26 protein-coding genes and 1 tRNA gene are annotated in these 19,489 nt (G+C 44.1%); 5 read left to right on the top strand and 22 right to left on the bottom strand.

Annotated elements, in window-relative coordinates:
* Positions 1-125: 125 nt before the first annotated feature.
* The 4 genes from tkt to yneA form a co-directional block, all read right to left on the bottom strand.
* Entirely contained in the window at positions 126-2,129 is a 2,004-nt protein-coding gene (tkt, locus tag RIN81_RS03605) for a transketolase (RefSeq protein ID WP_309087457.1), read from the bottom strand.
* Between the two features lie 119 nt (positions 2,130-2,248).
* Complete coding sequence (locus tag RIN81_RS03600) at positions 2,249-2,482, bottom strand: DUF896 domain-containing protein (RefSeq protein WP_242233035.1); 234 nt, start codon at positions 2,480-2,482, stop codon at positions 2,249-2,251.
* A 74-nt stretch (positions 2,483-2,556) separates the two neighbouring features.
* Complete coding sequence (locus RIN81_RS03595) at positions 2,557-3,213, bottom strand: YneB family resolvase-like protein (RefSeq protein WP_251273595.1); 657 nt, start codon at positions 3,211-3,213, stop codon at positions 2,557-2,559.
* A gap of 5 nt (positions 3,214-3,218) precedes the next feature.
* The gene (yneA, locus tag RIN81_RS03590; RefSeq protein WP_309087455.1) at positions 3,219-3,530 is read right to left on the bottom strand and encodes a cell division suppressor protein YneA; all 312 of its coding nucleotides are present in this window, start codon (positions 3,528-3,530) and stop codon (positions 3,219-3,221) included.
* 153 nt (positions 3,531-3,683) lie between these two features.
* Between yneA and lexA the strand changes: the two genes are divergently transcribed.
* Positions 3,684-4,301, top strand: a complete 618-nt coding sequence (gene lexA, locus RIN81_RS03585; RefSeq protein ID WP_242233037.1) for a transcriptional repressor LexA — start codon at positions 3,684-3,686, stop codon at positions 4,299-4,301.
* A gap of 204 nt (positions 4,302-4,505) precedes the next feature.
* On the opposite strand, the gene RIN81_RS03580 is transcribed toward lexA, so the two are convergent.
* Positions 4,506-5,753, bottom strand: a complete 1,248-nt coding sequence (locus RIN81_RS03580) for a GGDEF domain-containing protein (RefSeq protein WP_309087453.1) — start codon at positions 5,751-5,753, stop codon at positions 4,506-4,508.
* Positions 5,754-5,918: 165 nt separating this feature from the next.
* Between RIN81_RS03580 and RIN81_RS03575 the strand changes: the two genes are divergently transcribed.
* Positions 5,919-6,680 carry an SDR family NAD(P)-dependent oxidoreductase gene (locus RIN81_RS03575; RefSeq protein WP_309087451.1) on the top strand — a complete coding sequence of 254 codons (762 nt, stop codon included), beginning with the start codon at positions 5,919-5,921 and terminating at the stop codon, positions 6,678-6,680.
* 33 nt (positions 6,681-6,713) lie between these two features.
* Here RIN81_RS03575 and RIN81_RS03570 read toward each other — a convergent pair whose 3' ends face one another.
* The 10 genes from RIN81_RS03570 to RIN81_RS03525 all read right to left on the bottom strand — a co-directional run bounded on the left by RIN81_RS03570 (position 6,714) and on the right by RIN81_RS03525 (position 14,653).
* Positions 6,714-7,499, bottom strand: a complete 786-nt coding sequence (locus RIN81_RS03570) for an ABC transporter permease (RefSeq protein ID WP_309087448.1) — start codon at positions 7,497-7,499, stop codon at positions 6,714-6,716.
* Positions 7,500-7,502: 3 nt separating this feature from the next.
* Positions 7,503-8,294: an ABC transporter permease gene (locus RIN81_RS03565; protein ID WP_309087446.1), complete on the bottom strand. Its 792-nt coding sequence runs from the start codon at positions 8,292-8,294 to the stop codon at positions 7,503-7,505.
* Complete coding sequence (locus RIN81_RS03560; RefSeq protein WP_309087444.1) at positions 8,287-9,303, bottom strand: ABC transporter ATP-binding protein; 1,017 nt, start codon at positions 9,301-9,303, stop codon at positions 8,287-8,289. The genes RIN81_RS03565 and RIN81_RS03560 overlap by 8 nt, the downstream gene beginning before the upstream one ends.
* 138 nt (positions 9,304-9,441) lie before the next feature.
* Positions 9,442-10,764 (bottom strand): D-serine ammonia-lyase, encoded by a 1,323-nt coding sequence (locus RIN81_RS03555; protein ID WP_309087443.1) that lies wholly within the window; start codon positions 10,762-10,764, stop codon positions 9,442-9,444.
* On the bottom strand, positions 10,761-11,951 hold the full coding sequence (locus RIN81_RS03550; RefSeq protein WP_309087441.1) for a DNA polymerase IV: 1,191 nt from the start codon (positions 11,949-11,951) through the stop codon (positions 10,761-10,763). The genes RIN81_RS03555 and RIN81_RS03550 overlap by 4 nt, the downstream gene beginning before the upstream one ends.
* Before the next feature lie 160 nt (positions 11,952-12,111).
* Positions 12,112-12,591 carry a site-2 protease family protein gene (locus RIN81_RS03545; protein ID WP_309087439.1) on the bottom strand — a complete coding sequence of 160 codons (480 nt, stop codon included), beginning with the start codon at positions 12,589-12,591 and terminating at the stop codon, positions 12,112-12,114.
* 146 nt (positions 12,592-12,737) lie between these two features.
* Entirely contained in the window at positions 12,738-13,031 is a 294-nt protein-coding gene (locus tag RIN81_RS03540; protein WP_050182798.1) for a Dabb family protein, read from the bottom strand.
* A gap of 71 nt (positions 13,032-13,102) precedes the next feature.
* Positions 13,103-13,393, bottom strand: a complete 291-nt coding sequence (locus RIN81_RS03535; RefSeq protein WP_242233045.1) for a hypothetical protein — start codon at positions 13,391-13,393, stop codon at positions 13,103-13,105.
* Positions 13,394-13,547: 154 nt separating this feature from the next.
* On the bottom strand, positions 13,548-13,799 hold the full coding sequence (locus RIN81_RS03530) for a hypothetical protein (RefSeq protein ID WP_309087436.1): 252 nt from the start codon (positions 13,797-13,799) through the stop codon (positions 13,548-13,550).
* Positions 13,800-14,002: 203 nt separating this feature from the next.
* On the bottom strand, positions 14,003-14,653 hold the full coding sequence (locus tag RIN81_RS03525; protein ID WP_309087434.1) for a YiiX/YebB-like N1pC/P60 family cysteine hydrolase: 651 nt from the start codon (positions 14,651-14,653) through the stop codon (positions 14,003-14,005).
* A 143-nt stretch (positions 14,654-14,796) separates the two neighbouring features.
* Between RIN81_RS03525 and RIN81_RS03520 the strand changes: the two genes are divergently transcribed.
* Complete coding sequence (locus RIN81_RS03520) at positions 14,797-14,901, top strand: YjcZ family sporulation protein (protein ID WP_309087432.1); 105 nt, start codon at positions 14,797-14,799, stop codon at positions 14,899-14,901.
* A 50-nt stretch (positions 14,902-14,951) separates the two neighbouring features.
* On the opposite strand, the gene RIN81_RS03515 is transcribed toward RIN81_RS03520, so the two are convergent.
* Genes RIN81_RS03515 through RIN81_RS03505 form a run of 3 tightly spaced genes read right to left on the bottom strand, consistent with a single transcriptional unit; the run spans position 14,952 to position 16,045 of the window.
* Positions 14,952-15,521 (bottom strand): manganese catalase family protein, encoded by a 570-nt coding sequence (locus RIN81_RS03515; RefSeq protein WP_309087430.1) that lies wholly within the window; start codon positions 15,519-15,521, stop codon positions 14,952-14,954.
* A 22-nt stretch (positions 15,522-15,543) separates the two neighbouring features.
* Complete coding sequence (locus RIN81_RS03510; protein WP_375164479.1) at positions 15,544-15,807, bottom strand: spore coat protein CotJB; 264 nt, start codon at positions 15,805-15,807, stop codon at positions 15,544-15,546.
* On the bottom strand, positions 15,800-16,045 hold the full coding sequence (locus tag RIN81_RS03505; protein ID WP_309087426.1) for a spore coat associated protein CotJA: 246 nt from the start codon (positions 16,043-16,045) through the stop codon (positions 15,800-15,802). Before RIN81_RS03505 ends, RIN81_RS03510 begins: the two co-directional genes overlap by 8 nt.
* A 139-nt stretch (positions 16,046-16,184) precedes the next feature.
* Between RIN81_RS03505 and RIN81_RS03500 the strand changes: the two genes are divergently transcribed.
* Positions 16,185-16,403, top strand: coding sequence for a hypothetical protein (locus tag RIN81_RS03500; RefSeq protein WP_309087424.1), 219 nt, complete (start codon positions 16,185-16,187; stop codon positions 16,401-16,403).
* A gap of 107 nt (positions 16,404-16,510) precedes the next feature.
* Positions 16,511-16,580, top strand: a tRNA-Cys gene (locus RIN81_RS03495).
* Between the two features lie 348 nt (positions 16,581-16,928).
* On the opposite strand, the gene RIN81_RS03490 is transcribed toward RIN81_RS03495, so the two are convergent.
* The 4 genes from RIN81_RS03490 to modA form a co-directional block, all read right to left on the bottom strand.
* A complete protein-coding gene (locus RIN81_RS03490) occupies positions 16,929-17,165 on the bottom strand; it encodes a hypothetical protein (protein WP_309087422.1) in 237 nt (78 codons plus the stop codon).
* An 88-nt stretch (positions 17,166-17,253) separates the two neighbouring features.
* Positions 17,254-17,649 (bottom strand): IDEAL domain-containing protein, encoded by a 396-nt coding sequence (locus RIN81_RS03485; protein ID WP_309087420.1) that lies wholly within the window; start codon positions 17,647-17,649, stop codon positions 17,254-17,256.
* 306 nt (positions 17,650-17,955) lie between these two features.
* Positions 17,956-18,612: a molybdate ABC transporter permease subunit gene (gene modB, locus RIN81_RS03480; protein WP_309087418.1), complete on the bottom strand. Its 657-nt coding sequence runs from the start codon at positions 18,610-18,612 to the stop codon at positions 17,956-17,958.
* A 4-nt stretch (positions 18,613-18,616) separates the two neighbouring features.
* Positions 18,617-19,420: a molybdate ABC transporter substrate-binding protein gene (modA, locus tag RIN81_RS03475; protein ID WP_309087416.1), complete on the bottom strand. Its 804-nt coding sequence runs from the start codon at positions 19,418-19,420 to the stop codon at positions 18,617-18,619.
* Positions 19,421-19,489 lie beyond the last annotated feature (69 nt).

Below are 19,489 nucleotides of genomic sequence, written 5' to 3'. Positions count from 1 at the left end.
TCCTCCTTCAAGTTATCTATTCAAAGTGTACTAAACCAGCGCCCATTATACAACTAGAGGCTGTAAATTTTTGCAGAACCGTGACAAAAAAAGTCCGGAACCGAGGTTCCGGACAGCTTTTTTATTTATTTTTCTAAAAGAGCTTTTACGCGGGCCACAACGTTTTCCACTGTAAAGCCGAATTCTTTCATCACAAGATCACCAGGTCCAGAAGCGCCAAATTGATCGATTGCTAAAATGTCTCCTTCATCGCCTGTGTATTTGTGCCAGCCAAATGAAGAACCAACTTCAACAGCAAGACGTTTTTTCACTGATTTTGGAATAACGGATTCTTTGTACGCAGCATCCTGCTGTTCGAAGCGGTCAAATGACGGCATGCTGACAACGTTCGCGTGAATACCTTCACCTTGAAGGACTTTTTGTGCTTCTACAGCAAGACCGACTTCTGAGCCAGTTGCCAAAAGAAGAACATCTGGTGTTTTTTCTGCTTTTACAACCGTATAAGCACCTTTTTGGACACCTTCATGCGCCTGCTCTTTTGAACCCGGAAGAACCGGAAGATTTTGGCGGGTCAACACAAGAGCTGTTGGTGTTGATTTGCTTTGAAGCGCCACTTTCCAAGCTGCTGCTGTTTCATTACCGTCCGCCGGACGAATCACAGACAGGTTTGGCATGCTGCGGAATGAAGAAAGATGTTCGACCGGCTCATGTGTAGGACCGTCTTCACCGACTGCGATACTGTCATGTGTAAACACGTATGTGACAGGAAGACCCATCAGCGCTGCCAGACGAATTGCTGGACGCAGGTAGTCAGAGAACACGAAGAATGTTCCGCCAAACACTTGCAGACCGCCGTGAAGAGCCATTCCGTTCATCGCAGCACCCATCGCAAATTCGCGGACACCAAACCAGATGTTGCGGCCTTCATAGCTGCCTGGCAAAAAGTCCGCTGTGTTTTTGATCGTTGTTTTGTTTGATCCAGCCAAGTCGGCAGAACCACCGATAAATGTTGGCACAGCTTTTGCAATCGTATTTAACGCTTCACCAGATGTGTTACGTGTTGCGTTTGATGTTCCTTCTTCATAAACAGGAAGAGCATCTTCCCAGCCTTCTGGCAGATCGCCGTTGATCGCTTTTTCAAGCTGTGCTGCCAATTCGGGATAACTTTCTTTATACGAAGCAAATAATTTGTCCCACTCAGCTTGCGCATGGGCACCACGCTGAACCGCTTCCTGTTCAAAACGCTCTTTTACTTCTTCAGGAACATAGAAGTCTTCCTCAAATGTCCACTTGTAGTATTCTTTCGTCAGCTTCATTTCATCTTCACCAAGCGGTGCACCGTGAGAAGCTGATTTACCGGATTTGTTTGGAGAACCATAGCCGATCACTGTTTTTACTTCAATGATGGTTGGTGCGTCCTCATTCTGTTTCGCTGATTCAAGCGCTTTTGTAACAGCTTCAAGATCATTGCCGTCCTCAACGCGAATGTAGTTCCAGCCGTATGCTTTAAAGCGGCCTTCCACACTTTCAGAGAATGACTTATCAAGGTCTCCATCCAGTGAAATATCATTCGAATCGTAAAGAACAACAAGACGGCTTAATTTCAAGTGCGCCGCAAGTGATGCTGCTTCTGATGCTACACCTTCCATTAAGTCACCATCACCACATAGTGCATATGTATGGTGGCCAATCACTTCATGTCCCTCTTTGTTGTACACAGATGCCAGGTGGCGTTCAGCCATTGCCATACCTACTGCCATCGCAATACCCTGTCCAAGCGGCCCGGTTGTCGCTTCTACGCCAGGTGTATGTTTGTATTCAGGGTGTCCTGGAGTTTTGCTTCCCCATTGACGGAAATTTTTGATTTCATCAAGCGAAAGACCATAGCCAGCAAGATGAAGCAAGCTGTATAACAACATGGAACCGTGACCTGCTGATAGTACGAATCGATCCCGGTTGAACCATTCTGGATTTTTCGGATTGTGATTCATTACTTTTGTCCAAAGCGCGTACGCCATTGGCGCTGCACCCATTGGCAAACCCGGGTGGCCGGAATTTGCTTTTTCAATTGCGTCGATTGACAGCGTACGGATCGTTGTGACCGCAAGCTGATCTGTCTTATCAAACATCAGATTCATCCTTTCAAAAGGGGATTTACCCTTATATATTAAATGTCTTTGGCACAATATACAACAAAAATACAGAACAATGCGAAAAAAGAGACAGCTCTCACTGTCTCTTTTTTCCATTAATTCATTTTTCTGCGTTTTTGAATATCTCGCACTTTTTTCGGTGTAACTTCATTGCCGTTTGGATCAAACACCCGGACGTGTTCGACTGTGTCCCGCATTGACGTACGGAAAACACGTAAATACTCCTGCCGAAGCGCAGTTTGTTCCTGCAGCTCTTCGTCTGTCAGCGCCGTTCTTTTTGCTTTTTGGGCCAGTTCATTTATGCGTGCAATCTTGTCAGATGATAACATCATTTCCCGCTCCTTTCCGATACTTCCAATACCGTTATCGTACAGAAATACACAAGGGTTGACAAGAAAAAAGCTTATTGGTCAACAGCCTGGCTCTCTGCATGCTCCATATAACGGCGATGGACAGTCGCACGGGAAATTTCATAGCCGAATCCCCGGAGTGTTGCCGCAATTTCTTCATATGTAAGTCCGTTTTCACGAAGGCGGACAATTTCAGAAAGCGGCACTTCCTTCCGGACACGTCCCATTTCGTTGCCCCTGTTTTTTAAATTTTTCTCGGGACGGTATCCTTTTTGAACTGCCCGCTTCATGCCGCGTTTAATTTTTAAATTATGAATTTTACGCTGGTACTCTTCCACCATACTGACAATTTGAAGAACCATTGAATCCGACTCGGACAATTGCAGCTCGCCGTCGTCAGCGATGCTTAAAACCGAGACACCTTCTTTCCACAAACAGTGAATCAGTGCAATTTTCGCATTGCCCCGTCCAATTCTTGTTTCATCCTGAATCAGTACCGCATCAATTTCTTCCTGTTTTACAAGGTCAAGCAGATCAAGCATTCCCGGCCGGTTCAGCTCGTATCCGCTTGCCCGGTCTCGGATCACGCTAACCGCTTCGAATCCCTTTTCATGCGCAAGCGCCAGAAGTTCTTCCTCCTGACGTTCCAGTGATGTTTCCTGCGCTTCTTTTTCTGTGCTCACCCGGCAGTAAATAGCCGCTTTCTTCATCATGATCATTTCCCGTCTGCCAGTTGAAGCCTGCTGTCATTTTTATCTGCAGGGACTGGAATCGTTAACTCTTCTCCCGGCACTATTTTTGTTGTAATTAAGTCGTTTTTATCCTGAACCCATTTTATAAACTCGATTTGGTCCATGTTATGTAGGTTTTTATAATCTTCTGCTAAGCTCCAAAGTGAATCTCCCTTTGCCACTTTTATCGCTTGATAAGTGGGTTCACCGGATCCTGAAAAGCTAAAGTATAACGCCGCTGAGGCCATCATCACCGCTAATAATAACATAAATGAATAGTTTTTTGCTTTTCCCACTAAGAACACCCTTTCCTCGAATACTCGTTCGTGATATAATCCATTCTAAGGCGAACGATTGTTTCAGTCAAGCGATAATTCGAACTTACGTTTGTGAAAATTTAGAACACATGTTATACTATACGTAAATATTTCCTAAGTGAGGTGCAAACATTGACTAAGTTATCAAAACGCCAGCAGGATATTCTCGATTTCATTAAAGATGAGGTTCGTCAAAAGGGCTATCCGCCATCTGTTCGTGAAATTGGAGAAGCTGTTGGACTCGCATCAAGTTCAACGGTCCACGGACATCTTGCCCGCCTTGAGGCAAAAAATTATATTCGGCGGGACCCGACAAAGCCTCGTGCAATCGAGATTTTAGATACAGACAGCTCAGTGCCTAAACAGCACCCTGTTAACGTACCAGTTGTCGGAAAAGTAACGGCTGGTCTTCCTATCACAGCGATCGAAAATGTAGAAGAATACTTTCCTCTCCCGGAACGTCTTGCTCCACCAGATGAGCAGGTATTTATGCTGGAAATCGTGGGTGAAAGTATGCGTGAAGCTGGTATTTTAGACGGCGACTATGTAGTGGTCAGACAGCAGCAAACAGCGAAAAATGGTGATATTGTTGTGGCTATGACTGAAGACGACGAAGCAACCGTGAAGCGTTTTTACAAAGAAGCTGACCATATTCGCCTGCAGCCGGAAAACTCTTCAATGGAGCCTATTTTACTGCCGAATGTGACCGTTCTAGGAAAAGTCATTGGTGTATATCGCCAAGTTCATTAAGCTTGTTCATCCTATGTAACAAAATTGCGCAGCATGAAAAAATCCCCTAAAAATTTTTAGGGGATTTTTTGGTATATAAAAACACCCTGTTCGAAAACAGGGTGTTTCTCGAAAATTTGCGGCGTTCAAGCCATGCTCCACAACATGCTCCTATAAAGGAATGCTTGATCGTCTTACGCAAACGAGCTCATCGCATAAACTATATTACACGCTATTGTGTAATATGTCAACTTTATTTTTATTTATGGCAACTTGATTCCGCCCATTTTCTTTTGCCTGATACAGTGCATCATCTGCCAAAGCCAGCAGGCTATCTATCCCTTCCTCAACATGCCCTGTTTGAATGCCCACACTGATCGTTACACAATGGGCAGCTGTTGAACGAGCATGCTCAATTTGCAGCTCCCGAACCTTTCGGCAAATCGTATTGCCCAGCTCTCTCACCCATTCTTCTGTTTGATCAAACAACACAATGACAAACTCTTCGCCTCCATAGCGCGCTGCAAAGCCAGCGTGAGAAGGAATATGCTGATGAATAGTTTGGGCAGTGGACCGGATCACGACATCTCCTCTCATATGGCCATAAAAATCGTTGTATTGCTTAAAGCAGTCAATATCAATCATCATAAAAGCAACAGGGCGCGTCCCGGCTGAACGTTTTATTTCTTCTGTTAAACAGTCCCTGAAGCCTCTGCGATTTGGAATGCCTGTCAGTTCATCTGTCAGCATAAGCGCCTGGAGCTGTTTATTGGCTTCTTCGAGCTGAACATTCATCTCGATATTTTTTTGTATTTGCTCTTCTAAATCTTTATTTGCGTTATGCAGCAGCCAGTTTTGATAAAAATCCTTATAGTAATGGGCATAAAGCATTCGTGAGGTGAGCCAGCAAAAAAATAAAAAGACCGTTAAATTTATATAATGGCCGGCTAAAACATCGGCAGATGACTGAAAAAAGGGCAGGCCGCCATATACAACCAAAACAGGCAGGCTGTAGATCCAAAGCATCGCCCGATTTGTGGCATGAAATAAAATCGACACACACATAACATTCACGGCAAATGCCATCACATGGCCGTAATGCCGCTGGTCTTCAAGTGTCACAACGCCTCCCCATATAAGAAAAAGAACAACGACAACCAGCAGCCCTTTTCGGTACCAGCGAGTGTGGATTGAATCGGCACTGCCTCCTTTTTCAAAGAACCGGACCATGGTTAAGTGCGCGATGCTTAAACCGGTCAGCACAAGATACATGCTTAAATAAAAGTCTAATGAAAGAATGTCTCTTCCTTCTGACAAAGCAGTTGAAAGAGTGAACATAATTAAAAGCATTTCGAAAAAAATAACCAGTTTGGCGAACAGCTTTGTCCGCTGCATGTTTTCTTTAAACAGTTTATGTTCCAGCTTTTTTTTCTCTTCCGCTGGCAGTCCTGCAGGAAGACGCAATAATGTCATAGGCATTCTCTTTTCTTTATATCGTTCTATTTTCCTATTCTTAATGATATTCATTGTACAAAATTCTCTTTCATTTATCAAAATGAAAAAAGAGACAGGCTTGTTTTTGCAAAATGCCTTTTCTTCTCTTATTGTTAAAGTAGCAAAGAAAGGGAGCTGAAGAGAATGAATAAAACAGCTTTGATCACAGGCGCCTCAGGCGGTCTGGGGCTGGAATTTGCCAAAATATTTGCGGAGGCCGAATATAATCTTGTTCTTGTGGCCCGCAGCCGGGAAAAGCTGGAGGCCTTCGCCGATGCGTACCCAGATACAGAAATGAAATTAATCGTAAAAGATCTTGGCCGGCCGGGAGCCGCTAAGGAAGTAGCAGATGAAGTGCATCGATCCGGCATTCATATTGATGTACTTATTAATAACGCTGGGTTTGGCCTGTTTGGCCCTTTTGACGAGCTCAGTTTAGAAAAGCAAACAGAAATGATGCAGCTGAACGTGATTACACTCACCGAACTTACCCACTGTTTTCTTCCGGGCATGCGCGAACAAAATTCCGGCCGCATTTTAAACGTAGCCAGCACAGCGGCATTTCAGCCTGGACCGCTGATGGCCGTTTATTTTGCAACAAAAGCATTTGTTTTGTCTTTTTCAGAAGCACTCGCCGAGGAATTAAGCGCCACCAATATTACGGTAACTGCGCTTTGTCCAGGTCCGACAAAAACAAACTTCGGGACAGTGGCAAGCGTGGAAGAAACGAAGATGTTCAGCCATCCTATGCCCGCTGCACAGGTGGCCAAAGAAGGTGTGGAAGGTCTTTTGAAAAATAAACGAGTAGTCATTACAGGCAGCAAAAACAAAGCGGGCGCTTTTGCAGCCAAGTTTCTGCCGCGGAGTACCACTGCCAAAGTGGCCAAGTCCATTACACAAGGATAAAGAAACGCCAGCCCGATGACGGCTGGCGTTTTTTTAGTTTCCGGCTCCCCGGTATTTTGTCACTCCCACATTCCACATAAAAATAGAAAACAGAAAGAACACAAGGCCGATAACCGGCGTTAAAAATGCATACGTATACCATTCTTCCCGCCCTAAAAAATATGCGGCCGGGTATACACCTACAAATGCAAACGGCAAAATCCAGGTGAGAACAAACCGGATCATATTGTTGTAAATGTTGACCGGATAACGGCCATAATTCCCGATATTATACATCATCGGCATAATACTCGTCGGGCTGTCCGACCAAAAACTGATACTGGCAATCAAAACAAAAATAGACGCATACACGAGCGTTCCGCCAAGTACAAGCAGGACCATCACAAAAGGATCGTACCAGGCAAATGACAAGTCAAGCCGGCTTCCCGCATAAATCATAACAGCGGTTCCCGTGATGACGCCAAACAGCGATTCAAGCTCCATCCGCTCAAGCACAATTTGAAAAAGACTGTGAATCGGGCGGGTTAAAATACGATCCATTTCTCCTTTTACGATATATCGATCATTAAAATCCCAAATATTAAAGAAAGCACCGAATATCGCAAAAGGCACAAGGAAAAAGCCGTAAATAAAAATAATTTCATCCCGGCTCCAGCCGCTGATCATCGTTGTATGGCCGAAAACAAGCAAAATAAAAATAAAATTAACTGCCTGGGACATTAAATCTGACCCAATTTCGACAATCATATCTGTCCGGTAGGTAAGCCGCGTTTTCATGTATTGGGAGGCATATTGAAAAAAGAGCCCTATATATTTCATTCTTTATCCCCCCTGTACAACAAGCTGTTTTCTGGCGATCAGCCAAATCATTTGAATAGGGAGAATTAAAATAAGCACCCAGATAATCTGAAACAGAACAGCATGAATAATTTCAGGCTGCGTAAAGCTTTCTGTAAAAATCATGCTCGGCACATAACTAATCCCTTGAAACGGCAAATAATTCATCACCTGCTGAGCCCAGGTCGGAAAAAAGCTGATGGGCAGCAGCAGGCCGGAAAACAAGTCAATTACCACGCGTTTTGCCCGAATAAGCCCGGTATTGTTATAAAAGAAAAATGTTAAAATACCGGTGAGCAGATTGATTTGCATGTTAATCAAAAAGCTGAAGATGAGCGAAACGGCAAAAAGCAGCCATGTTGCCGGGTTGGCGGAAAAGGCAATCGGAAAAATAAGCGCGACAATGATCATGCCCGGCAATGAAAAAAATGACAGACGAAAAATCCCTTCTCCAAGTCCCTGCATCGTTTTCATCAGCAGGTAGTTATAGGGACGTATAAGCTCGACCGCTACTTTTCCTTCTTTAATTTCCTGTGCAATTTCCCGGTCGATATTGTTAAAATAAAACGCCCGCGCCATCCAGGCAATGGCTACATAAGACGTCATCTGCAACGCACTCATGCCTTCAATCGACCCTTTTTCACCGTAAATGGCGTTCCAAAGAAAGTAATACGCCCCAATATTAATGCTGTAAATCAAAATGCCGCTATAATAATTGGTCCGGTATGCCAGCATCATTAAAAAGCGAATCCGGATCATTTCGATGTATTTACCCATTTGTCACGCCTTCTTCGTAAATATTGCGAATAATATCTTCAATCGAAATCTCGTGCACTTTTAAATCAGTAATTTTATGGGCAGCCGCCACGCGGCCGATCACTTCAGAAATCACATGCTCTTCATTGAGTACATTGGCAATCCAGACATTTTGACGGTCTCCCGGTGTCCATGCTCCGTCCAGTTCGGCCAAAAGCGGCTGAAGTTCTTTTTTTGTAACACCGGCATTGGCAAACTGAAATTCAATTTGCTTGCCTTCTCCCCAGTTAGAACGCAGGCTTTCGAGCTGGCCATCATAAATGATTTTGCCTTCATCAAGCATGACAACCCGCTCGCACAGCGCTTCAATATCACTTAAATCATGTGTAGTCAACAGCACGGTTGTGTTGTATGCGGCATTCATCTCTTTTAAAAATTCGCGAATCTTTAGTTTCACCAATACATCAAGCCCAATTGTCGGCTCGTCCAAAAACAACAGCGGCGGGTTATGCAGAAGTGCCGCCGCCAGCTCACACCGCATTCGCTGGCCAAGTGACAGCTTGCGGACCGGCTTGTCTAAAAGCGGGCCAATATCAAGAGATTCGATTACATGACCCATATGCTTCTTATATACATCATCCGGCACATTGTATACTTTTTTCAGCAGGCGGAATGATTCCTGCACGGCAATATCCCACCAAAGCTGTGACCGCTGGCCGAAAACAACACCAATCGAACGAACAAACTGTTCCCGCTCTTTATGCGGGTCCATTCCGTTCACGCGGACAATGCCGGATGTCGGTGTTAAAATGCCAGTCAGCATTTTGATGCTTGTTGATTTTCCCGCCCCATTTTCACCGATATAGCCGACCATTTCCCCCCGTTTTACGGTAAAGGAAATATCGTTTACAGCCGGAACCACTTTATACTGGCGCGTGAATAAATCACGAAAAGCTCCTTTTAATCCGGAGCGGCTCGAATGCGATTTAAACTCTTTGCGCAAATCTTTTACTTCAATCATATTTTCCACGATACACGTCTCCTCTTCTTTTACACCTTCAATAGTTTACCGGAGAGCACAGAGAGACACAAATAATTTTTCTTGAATACTAAAACTCTGCTTCCAAATAAAAAAGCCATTTTCTCCATAGAAAATGGCAGATTGTATTTATTTTTTGATGTTCAGGCAATCGGCTACAACCGTGCGTCCTTTTTGAATGTATGCATCCATATTTTCATCTGGGACCATGCTGCCGCCGGTCGCCCATACAAGATGAATCGGCTGGCCGCCTATCTTTTTTTCTCCAGCCAAGAGCACAGGCCCGATCATGCCGGCTAAAGCGGACGGTTCAAGCTTGACCTGTTCTGTTTCGGCAAGCCCGTTCAGCATGGCAAACAATTGGTCATCATGCACCGTGCAGCTGCCGGCTATAAAGGGTTCAACAAGCTTTCCGACGAATCCGGACGGACGGCCGACAGCAAGGCCATCTGCTTCTGTTTGATTCGTTAAGCCAACATCCTGCACTGAAATACGATCATGCAGTCCAGTGGCAAGCCCGAGCAGCATACAGGCGCTTTCTGCCGGCTCGGCGAAAAAACAGTGAACGTGCGGGCCAAAAGCAAGATGGAGGCCGAATGCCACACCACCTGGGCCTCCCCCAATGCCGCATGGCAAATAAACGTAAAGAGGCTGCTGTTCGTTCACAAGGATTCCTTTCTCATCAAACTGGTGCTTCAGCCGAAGTCCTGCCACTGCGTAGCCTAAAAACAGCCGGTGCGAATGCTCATCATCTATAAAATATGCGCGCGAATCCTGTGCAGCCTCGTCCCTTCCTTCGGCAACCGCTTTTTCGTAATCCGCTTTATGTTCCACCACAAAGGCGCCTTTTTGACGAAGCAGCTCTTTTTTCCATTTCTTTGCGTCTGCCGACATATGCACGGTTACTTGAAACCCCATCTTGGCGCCCATTATGCCAATGCTGAGTCCAAGGTTTCCCGTTGAGCCGACGATGATTCGATGCGATGAGAAAAGAGTTTTAAAAGCCGGACCATCAAAAGCACGGTAATCATCTTCTTCTTTGATCAGGCTTTCTTTCAGTGCCAGCTCTTCGGCATATGTTAGTACTTCATAAATCCCCCCGCGCGCCTTGATCGAACCGGAAATCGGAAGCTTGTGATCTTCTTTTAGCCATAAACCGCCTTCGATCTGCCGGTCTGCTGCCGCCTCCAGCCATGCTTTCATCTCCGGGATTGGCAGGACGGGCGATTCAATAAATCCTTTTTCTTTCTCCAGCTCAGGAAAAAGAACTTCCAGATAAGGAGCAAACCGCTGGAGCCTTTTTTCTGCTTCTTCTACGTCCTGGAGCGAAAACAAGGGCGGAACCCGGTTATGCCGATTTCGGTTTACCCATAGGACATTTTGACGCTGCTGCAGGCTTTCAATCACAGCCGCCGCAGGTTCGCTAAAAGACATTTGTTTGTCTCTTTTCATTGTACCCACCCCTTTTTAATAATGCCCTCTCCAAATTTTCGTTTTAATGCTTCTACTGTCGTTACAAGCGGTTCAAGCTTGTCCGCTTCTTCCTGAAAAGAAAACAAATCCATTTGTGTTTCCAGCGTCTGCTTGTGGCCAGCATTTTGTGCGGTAATGCCCAGCAGCCGGACTGGCTCTCCTGTCCAGTGCTTGAAAAAGATCGCTTCCGCTGCTGAGAGGAGCTCTTCTTCTTCCTGAATATCAGCCGGCAGCGTCTGGCTTCTGGTGACGGTTTTAAAGTCACTGTAACGGATCATCACTTGAATGGTGCGCGAAACCGCCCCCTTCGCTTTCATCCTTTCGCTGACCGAGCGGGCGAGCAGACGAAGCTTAGCATAAATAATGGCCGGCTCGATAAGATTCTCGGGGAAGGTCGTGGAGTTTCCAATGCTCTTATACGACGTATTTGCTTCCGAATCCACTGGCCGGTCATCTATTCCGTTGACCCGCTCCCGCATCCGTATCCCTCGTACGCCCATAATAGATTGAAGTTTTTTCACATCTACTTTTGCCAGGTCGCCCATCGTGGCAATTCCATGTTCCATCAGCTTTGCAGCTGTTTTGGCCCCGATCCCGTGTGCTTCCACCACCGGCCTGCCCCAAAGTACACGCTCAACATCCCGTTTTCTTAATACAGTAATGCCAAGCGGCTTTTTCATGTCGCTTGCCATTTTAGCCAAAAATTTATTCGGAGCAATACCAATAGAAAGCGGAATGGAAAACTCCTCCATTGTTTTCTTTTGAATGCCCGTCGCAATATCAATTGGTGAGCCTAGGTGCTCACAAGCTGTAATATCAAGATACGCTTCATCAATAGAAGCATACTCAATCAAGGGAGAGATCTCGGCTATTTGCGCAAAAATCCGCTTTGAGTACTTTTTATATAACGCATGATTTGGTTTGATCACAACCGCTTCCGGTACAAGCTTCAGCGCTTCCCGCAGCGCCATCGTTGTATAAACTCCTTTATGTTTACATAGATAGTTGGCTGCCACAACAATGCCTCTTCGCTCCTGCGGGTCTCCGGCGATGATGACCGGCTTATCTTTTAATGCCGGATTTTCAGCCATCTCTACACTGGCAAAAAACGCATTCGCATCGATATGAAAAATCACACGGCCATTTTTCGGATATAAGCCCGCCATGTGCTCACCTCCCTCTTGAATCGCTGTCGTTTTTTGATTACACATGGATTACATAACGGTCAATTTTTTCTATTCTTATTTTAGCATTTTTTTCGCTCCGCCGCTTTGCTGCTGGTCTAATGGAAAGAAGTTTACCCCCATGAAGGACTTCATGAGGGTGTTAATCAAATTCCTTATATACTTTTCCAAATTTAAGCACATCGTAGATCGCTTTTCCATCACTCGGTCTTTCCCTTCCGTAATCGATCGGAAGGATAGAAAAAAACACAAGATAAATCGAAAAATAAACAAACTGATAAAAAAAGAGATGTGGAGGCAAAATGCCATGATAAATCAAGCCGTTCACAACAAAAATCGATAAAAGATTAAAAATGGGGCCTCCTGCATAAATAAGCGCATGCTTCCAGCGGCGGTCATGTTTCAGGTCATTGTAATGGCATGCAGAATCAATAAAATAAAATCTTCGGATTTCCAGGTTTTTTACCCGGCACAGTTTGGCTCCCCGGCCAATCACAAGAGAGGTTTTGCTGCCAAACAAACGGGCAAAAAACGCGTGGCCTGCTGTATGAATGAGCAGCGTCAGCGGAAGCGTAATAAAAAATGCCCATATAAATGCACCCATATCGTTAAAACTAAACATGCAAAAACCCCTTTTAAATAAACATTCGTAAGGAGTTTACCTCTTTTAACCCTATTAAAACGCCTGATCCTGATATAACCCATTTTTAATAATTGTTATCGCATTGATATAAAAAAACTCCTTGATCGCTCAAGGAGTCAAAGCTGTTAAATTTCAATATCAACGACGATACTGTCGAGACGGCCAACTTCACGAATAAAAGCAGCGACAGCTTGATGCTCCGGGTGAGGCCCATATGCTTCAAGAGCTGCTTTGTTTTCAAAACGCGTGGTAAGGACAACCTGGTAGCCTTGATTTTTTTCTGAAAAGTTAATTCCAGCTTGAATATCAATGACACCCTCAAGGTGCTGTTCAAGGGCTTTAAAGCGCTTGACTACTTCCTCAAGCTGTTCGACAGTCGTCGTTTCTGCAAATTTAACAAGTACAATGTGGTCAATCATGTTTTATCCTCTTTTCATCATCCATTTACTGTGAATATATCATTTTTAAGCCTGGCGGTAAATATGTGTTTTTATCCCGGTTTTCTTTTGGATAATTGTCGAAACCACTGCTCATCATCGGTCATGATAGCCAGATCAATCATCGCATCCCAATCTTCTTTTGCAAGGGTTAAGCCGACAGCCATAATTTTTTTGCTTTCCACTACTTCAAGGACTGGTTTCATAGGTGTAATTCGTTTATCCATATACGTTGATACCTGCACAATATATACTTCATTCCGCAGCCTGGAAAAATCACGTATGAAGCCGATAATTCGTTCCTGCCCATTCGCAATAATAACCCAATCACCCGGTTTAAGCATATGTCCCCCTCCTTGCCGCCACTGCTATTTATATTAGATGCATACACGCACATGAATGCGCTCCTTTTTACGATTTAAATTCTTTGTTTATTTGGCATAAAAAAGAAGCTGCTTTTACCGGCTGTTACCGGCCTTCAGCAGCTTCTCCATGTGTTTATTCTGTTCGTCCCGCATTTTTTTCAAGAAATTCATATCCCGATTCTGTAACGGAGTATTCATCTTCAATCGTGCAGCCGACAATGTCTCCTTCATCGGACCGGTTCACTGAAATGCCTGTTGCAAGATTATTGGAATCAAGAAAATGCAGCGCTTCTCCGAATGACTGAAGGCTTGTTTCTCCCTGTCCTGGCTTTTCGCCGTTTTTCATAACATTTAGCAAATCTAATGCGCGTTTTTCAATTTGCATGGCTGGTCACTTCCTTTTTTCTTTGTCGATAACATTCTTTTCCCTTTCCTGCTTTATTATAAGCCTTTTTTTATAATTTATTTGAATTTAGCACATAATGTAATAAATAAGAATATTTTTAAAAGGACCATCCATACTAAGAGTGAGCAGCTTATGAAAAAGGAGCGTTTTGTTATGAAGCAAACAGATCAGCGCAATTTTATTTATCTGTGTGTGTACGGATTGATTGTTTTGGCGGTTGCGTTCACCCTTTCGCCTGATAAGTCAGGAACCATTTGAAACATCGGGTAAACATTGGGATCTGCTGCAATATGTTCGGGGTAGATAAAACCTTCTTTTGTCCGTGGAAACTCAACGCCTATTTGTTTAAAACATAAATCTACAAACTCCGAACAAATATATTCTTCATTTTCTTTATGCCGCCCAATGCCCAGTTTAATTCTCGTTAAAATTCGGACCAGCTCTGCCTGGTCATAATTTTGATGAAGCAAATCAAGTGCTTTTCCAATCATATAGTGCAGTTTTCTTCTATCGAATGAAGAAGCAATGAGGGTTTTGTGGCGCGCTATGTACAGCGCCCCTTTATACTTTTCACCTGTCTGCCGATTTCCCTTTACGTATTGAGCCAGTGGAATCACACGCACCCCGGTGCTTTCAACACTTTCAAATACGAGAATCCGGCCGTGCCAGCGCACTAAAAAAGCGACATGGCTCATAAGAGAGTTGGATGCTTTTTTAATAAATTCAGAGATCAAAGAAGTTCCACTGCAAAATAATAGATCGCCGGTTTGAATTTTCGAAACAGCCTGCGAATAGGGAATTTGAATGATACCATTAAACTTTTGAGAGCTCATTTTCCCCCTCCTTCAAAAATCAGTTTCATTCTTTATACGGTATGCTTCCAATTTGAAGCTGTCCCTAAGAAATACCCTTGTCTGCCGATTTGTCCAGGAATGTTTTTTTCTGCCGCATACGCTACTATGTGGAGGTGGAGAAAATGGATGCTAAACAGGAAGGAAACAGCTGGGGCTATGGATCAAGTTTCGCGCTTGTTGTCGTTTTGTTTATTCTCCTCATTATTATCGGTACAGCGTTTTTTTAATGTATGGACAAACAAAAAAGCCTGAGCCGGCGGCTCTGGCTTTTTCCCGTTTAAAATATTTTTTTCTGGCTGCGGTCTTCCTTCACGATTTCAACCGCTTCCCGGAAACGCTGGGAATGTACAACTTCCCTTTCCCGCAGGAAACGGAGGGAATCGTTTAAGTCCGGGTCATCGGATATATCAATAAGCCACTGATAGGTGGCCCGAGCTTTTTCTTCAGCGGCGATATCTTCGTACAAATCTGCAATTGGATCCCCTTTTGCTTGAATGTACGCAGCGGTAAATGGCACACCAGCCGCATTATTATAGAAAAGAGCACTGTCATGGCTGACATAATGCTCAGCGAGCCCGGCTTCACGGAGCTGCTCGGGCATGGCATCTTTTGTCAGCTTGTAAATCATGGTGGCAATCATTTCAAGATGAGCGAATTCCTCTGTAGCAATATCGTTTAAAAGCCCAACTACCTTATCCGGAATCGTATAGCGCTGATTCATATAACGGAGTGCAGCGGCAAGCTCTCCATCTGCTCCTCCGTACTGTTCCATTAAATATTTGGCAAGCGTTGGGTTGCATGTACTGACTTTCACGGGATATTGCAGCTTTTTTTCATAAATCCACATTCGATAGCCACCTTTTCATTTTTTAGACCTGCCACGGCCAGGGAGAAGTGCTCCACGTCCATTCAGCCGTAGATGTATTCGGACTGTTCTGCTGGAGCGGACCAAACTGCGCTTCAAAAGCCTGCTTCAGCTGTTTACTGTACTGGGCAAACTGTTTGTACTGCATAAGAGCCTGCGGATCATGGGGGTGCGTGTCTAAATAAAGAATTAATTCAAGCACAACAAAGTCAGCCGCTTGAATTTCTTCGAGCTGCTGGTAATATTCCTTGGGCAGAGGATTAGCCACGGCTTCGTCCTCCTTTTCGGTACGGATTATCATAGTAATCGTAAAATACTTTCCAAAGAGTTCCTTTTTTCAGCGCCTCTCTGGGAGAAAACTGTGGAAGGCCCGGCGGCTGAAAGCCCACATACAGATTCGGAGGCGTACTGTAATACTTACATCCGATCGGCGGACAAGGATCAAGCGGCCCATGTCGTGGTACATACGACTTCAAAGATGAAAAAGATTGCGGCTGGCTGCTCATACTTTGTCCCCCTATCTCTTGTTCTTTTCCTATGTGTATGTACAGGCATCAAGATTATGCGCAAGTAGAGAAACCGAAAAAGAAAAGGTTTTTCCTTTTCCCTTTTTTGGGTAGAGCATGTAAAAAGGAGCGATGCAGCATGCACATTGATTATCAGCGTCTTTATGAAGATTATTTGATTGCAAAAGAAGAAAGAACACGACAGCTTGAGCTTGATGAATTCCAAAGCGAGCAGGAACATATGTCCAATTGGCTGCAAAAAGTGCGCGGCATGACGGCCGAGCAGGCGCAGGCAGTTATCGATCATTCACCCATCCGCAGCCAAATTGAACAAGAACATAAAAGAAAAAAAGAATGAGTCAAACGAGTAATGGTAAAAAAAAAGCCCTCTTTTAAAAGAGGCGCTTTTTTATTTTCGAAAGGAATGTGTTTTATTTCTGCTGCATAAACCAGTTTAACAGAATAGTAGTATCACCAAGCGGTAAGGCAAAGGTCTGCAAAACTTTTATCCTCGGTTCGATTCCGAGTACCATCTTTTTTGACCAGTACTCGCCTGTTCTATTTTCAGCAGGCGGATATCTTCAAATGCATGATAAAGATGGGCTTTTACCTAAAGCCCATCCATATTTAACCCAATGGACGGCTTCCGCTCTGCTCTTTTTTTGTTTATAACAGCTCCGCCTAATAAACTCCATTCATCGTTTACACGATTTCCTCCTTTATCGTTTGAACGCCCATATGTTTTATCATAAACAAATTCATGTCGCGCATCCTATGGCCGTTCTGAGCTCTCCGTTTTTGGATTTTTCACAAACAAAAAAGCACAGAAATGCCGCCCGGCGGCGATATTTCTGCGCTTGGTATCCTGCCCTTTAAAAGGTACTTATAAAGCAGTTTTAAACTGGTTGTATTTCTTTTTTCGAAACGACTTAGAGGCCGCCAAAATATTGTCACGCTTAAACGTGCGTAATGTTCCACGTTTAAAGCAGTAAGCCCGAATATAGTCAGGATGAATTTTCCTTACAATAATGCTGCGGTCGGTAATAACCCGATCGTCCGTCATGTACATAATCACAATTGGCTTTTTTTCTTCAAGGGACATTTGAAACAATCCATTCATTTTTTAACCTCCCTTTCTTCTTCTATTATACCGAACAAACGTTCAAAAAGCAACTAAAAATCGAACGTCTGTCCGCAAACAGCGGGGGTTAAAAAATATCTACTGTTAATTCCTCAAACCATTCTTTGTCCCTTGTTAGCAATGCCAGATCAATCAGCGCTGTTTTATCTTGATAAAAGTCGAGTAGCTGTGCAGCAGAGTGGAAACGGCTCGATTCATAAATTCCCTGAGTCGGTTTGCGCCACTGGATCGTATTGTTTGTGATCCATCCTACTTTTGTAAATTCAACGCATTCTCTATGCCAGCTGTGATTTTTGATACTGCTCACATAGCCGATGGCTGTTGAACCTCCAATTTCGATCATTTTCCACTCCCCTATATTCATTTTAAACGCCTCCCTTTGTTTTTTGTTTAGAAATCCTTTTTCATGCCCTTGAGGGAAATAAACCATCCCTATATCATGTTCAGCTTCACTGCCTGCCAATTTGTTTGGCCGCCTTTTATGATTTCATTTGATTTGAATGTATGCGCTATACTATGTTAATAGACTTCTTTTTTGTTTTATTTATATGATAAAAGAGAAGGACCATGCTAAAAAATTTACTGCACAAAAAAAGCACTTTTTCAAGCGCTCTTCTTTTAATCGGATTCTTTTTTACTTTCTATTGCATATTGTTGAGAAAAGTTGGATAAGCTGTAGGTGTTGGGAACTTCATCCCTCCAACTCCTATTTCAGCTGGTTATTCGTTTGCCGAGGAAACCCCTCGGCTTTTTTTGTGAGCTCTTTTCTTTAGGATTTAATCAGCTGAATACAGGCTAACATCAGAAACGAAATACTAATCATACTGCCCACCCACATCCAGGCCATTCCCATATTTCCCGAATCAATCGCCATGTAAATAGCTGTCGAAGCCGTTTGTGTTTTTCCGGGAATGTTTCCGGCAAACATAAGCGTTGCGCCAAATTCGCCCAATGCCCGTGCAAAGCTTAATAAAAATCCCGAAACAATGGATTTGATTGCGAGCGGTGCGGTTACAAATAAAAACAGCGCGAATTCACCCGCTCCATCCACACGTGCCGCATGTTCAATGTCCCGATCAACAGATTGGAAGCCGGTTTTGCATGATTGATACATAAGGGGGAAAGCCACCACCGTTGACGCAATGACGGCAGCCCACCACGTAAACATAATGCTCTGGCCCAATACTAATTGAATGAGTCTGCCGACCGGGCTGTTTTGGCCAAACATCACAATTAATAGAAACCCGACGACCGTCGGCGGCAGGACGAGCGGCAGTAAAAAAAGAGTTTCTATAGCCGCTTTTCCTTTAAACGACACATTTGCCATCACTCTGCCGAAAAAAAGGCCGGTGATTAAGACCATGAAGCTGGATACAAAAGCAATCTCAACCGAAAGACGGAGCGGCGGCCAAAATGAATACTCCATCGTGTCAGCGCAACCCTTTGAATCCGTACTTTTCAAAAATGTTCATCGCTTCTTCACTGTGCAGATATTGATAAAAAAGCGCTGCTTCCTTTTGCTGCTTGCTGCTTTCGATAATACCTGCCGGATAAATGATCGGTGCATGGCTTTTTTCCTCGGCTGCCGCCGCTATCTTCACTTTCGAAGAAATGAGTGCATCGGTTTTGTAGACCATTCCCGCATCGACATTTCCTGTTTCTACGTATGTAAGCACCTGCCGTACGTCTTTTGCGTAAATTAATTTTTCGCTCACTTTATCCCAAATATGGAGATGCTGCATCGTTTCTTTTGCATATTGACCCGCTGGAACCGATTCGGGCGTACCGATGGCGACCTTCTGTGCTGCTGGAAGCTCTTCAAACGTTTGGACAGCGGCACCCCCTTCTTTCGGAACGATCAGAACAAGATCATTGCCTACAAGGTCGGCACTATTTTCCTGCTTAATGGATCCGTCTTTCACTAAAGCATCAAATTTGTCCTCTGCTGCCGAAAAAAATACATCAACCGGCGCTCCCTGCGAAATTTGCTGTGCCAGTGTTCCGGAAGAACCAAAATTGTATGTAACGTCTACATTGGAATACTTTTTTTTGAATGATTTTTTAATTTCACCGAGTGCATCCTGGAGACTGGCTGCGGCCGACACCGTAATAGTTACGGTTTCCTCTTCCTGCCCGCTGTTTTTCGCCTGTTTGCTTTGTTCTGCTGATGAGCAAGCTGCACAGCCAATGATCGATACAAGCAGCAGGCAAGCAAACATTCTTTTTTTCTTCATGCTTCCCCCTCCTAGTTATAATTAGTTATAACTCATTATAACTAATTATAATTTATCCTTGGCCAGGAA

This window comes from Domibacillus sp. (assembly GCF_031181085.1).
Classification (GTDB): Bacteria; Bacillota; Bacilli; order Bacillales; family Domibacillaceae; genus Domibacillus.
The sequence above is the reverse complement of the archived record's forward strand: the minus strand, read 5'-3'. Positions and strand labels throughout refer to the sequence as shown.

Bases quoted from the DNA above. Each gene is read 5' to 3' on its own strand.
- RIN81_RS03540 (WP_050182798.1), bottom strand. From the start codon at position 13,031: ATGATTGACCACATTGTACTTGTTAAATTTGCAGAAACGACGACTGTC.
- RIN81_RS03600 (WP_242233035.1), bottom strand. From the start codon at position 2,482: ATGTTATCATCTGACAAGATTGCACGCATAAATGAACTGGCCCAAAAA.
- RIN81_RS03550 (WP_309087441.1), bottom strand. From the start codon at position 11,951: ATGGCGGGCTTATATCCGAAAAATGGCCGTGTGATTTTTCATATCGAT.
- tkt (WP_309087457.1), bottom strand. From the start codon at position 2,129: ATGTTTGATAAGACAGATCAGCTTGCGGTCACAACGATCCGTACGCTG.
- RIN81_RS03500 (WP_309087424.1), top strand. From the start codon at position 16,185: ATGCACATTGATTATCAGCGTCTTTATGAAGATTATTTGATTGCAAAA.
- RIN81_RS03555 (WP_309087443.1), bottom strand. From the start codon at position 10,764: ATGAAAAGAGACAAACAAATGTCTTTTAGCGAACCTGCGGCGGCTGTG.
- RIN81_RS03595 (WP_251273595.1), bottom strand. From the start codon at position 3,213: ATGAAGAAAGCGGCTATTTACTGCCGGGTGAGCACAGAAAAAGAAGCG.
- RIN81_RS03545 (WP_309087439.1), bottom strand. From the start codon at position 12,591: ATGTTTAGTTTTAACGATATGGGTGCATTTATATGGGCATTTTTTATT.
- RIN81_RS03580 (WP_309087453.1), bottom strand. From the start codon at position 5,753: ATGACATTATTGCGTCTTCCTGCAGGACTGCCAGCGGAAGAGAAAAAA.
- RIN81_RS03575 (WP_309087451.1), top strand. From the start codon at position 5,919: ATGAATAAAACAGCTTTGATCACAGGCGCCTCAGGCGGTCTGGGGCTG.
- RIN81_RS03530 (WP_309087436.1), bottom strand. From the start codon at position 13,799: ATGCAAATTGAAAAACGCGCATTAGATTTGCTAAATGTTATGAAAAAC.
- RIN81_RS03535 (WP_242233045.1), bottom strand. From the start codon at position 13,393: ATGCTTAAACCGGGTGATTGGGTTATTATTGCGAATGGGCAGGAACGA.
- RIN81_RS03515 (WP_309087430.1), bottom strand. From the start codon at position 15,521: ATGTGGATTTATGAAAAAAAGCTGCAATATCCCGTGAAAGTCAGTACA.
- modB (WP_309087418.1), bottom strand. From the start codon at position 18,612: ATGGAGTATTCATTTTGGCCGCCGCTCCGTCTTTCGGTTGAGATTGCT.
- RIN81_RS03505 (WP_309087426.1), bottom strand. From the start codon at position 16,045: ATGAGCAGCCAGCCGCAATCTTTTTCATCTTTGAAGTCGTATGTACCA.
- RIN81_RS03565 (WP_309087446.1), bottom strand. From the start codon at position 8,294: ATGGGTAAATACATCGAAATGATCCGGATTCGCTTTTTAATGATGCTG.
- RIN81_RS03525 (WP_309087434.1), bottom strand. From the start codon at position 14,653: ATGAGCTCTCAAAAGTTTAATGGTATCATTCAAATTCCCTATTCGCAG.
- RIN81_RS03570 (WP_309087448.1), bottom strand. From the start codon at position 7,499: ATGAAATATATAGGGCTCTTTTTTCAATATGCCTCCCAATACATGAAA.
- modA (WP_309087416.1), bottom strand. From the start codon at position 19,420: ATGAAGAAAAAAAGAATGTTTGCTTGCCTGCTGCTTGTATCGATCATT.
- RIN81_RS03490 (WP_309087422.1), bottom strand. From the start codon at position 17,165: ATGAATGGATTGTTTCAAATGTCCCTTGAAGAAAAAAAGCCAATTGTG.
- RIN81_RS03520 (WP_309087432.1), top strand. From the start codon at position 14,797: ATGGATGCTAAACAGGAAGGAAACAGCTGGGGCTATGGATCAAGTTTC.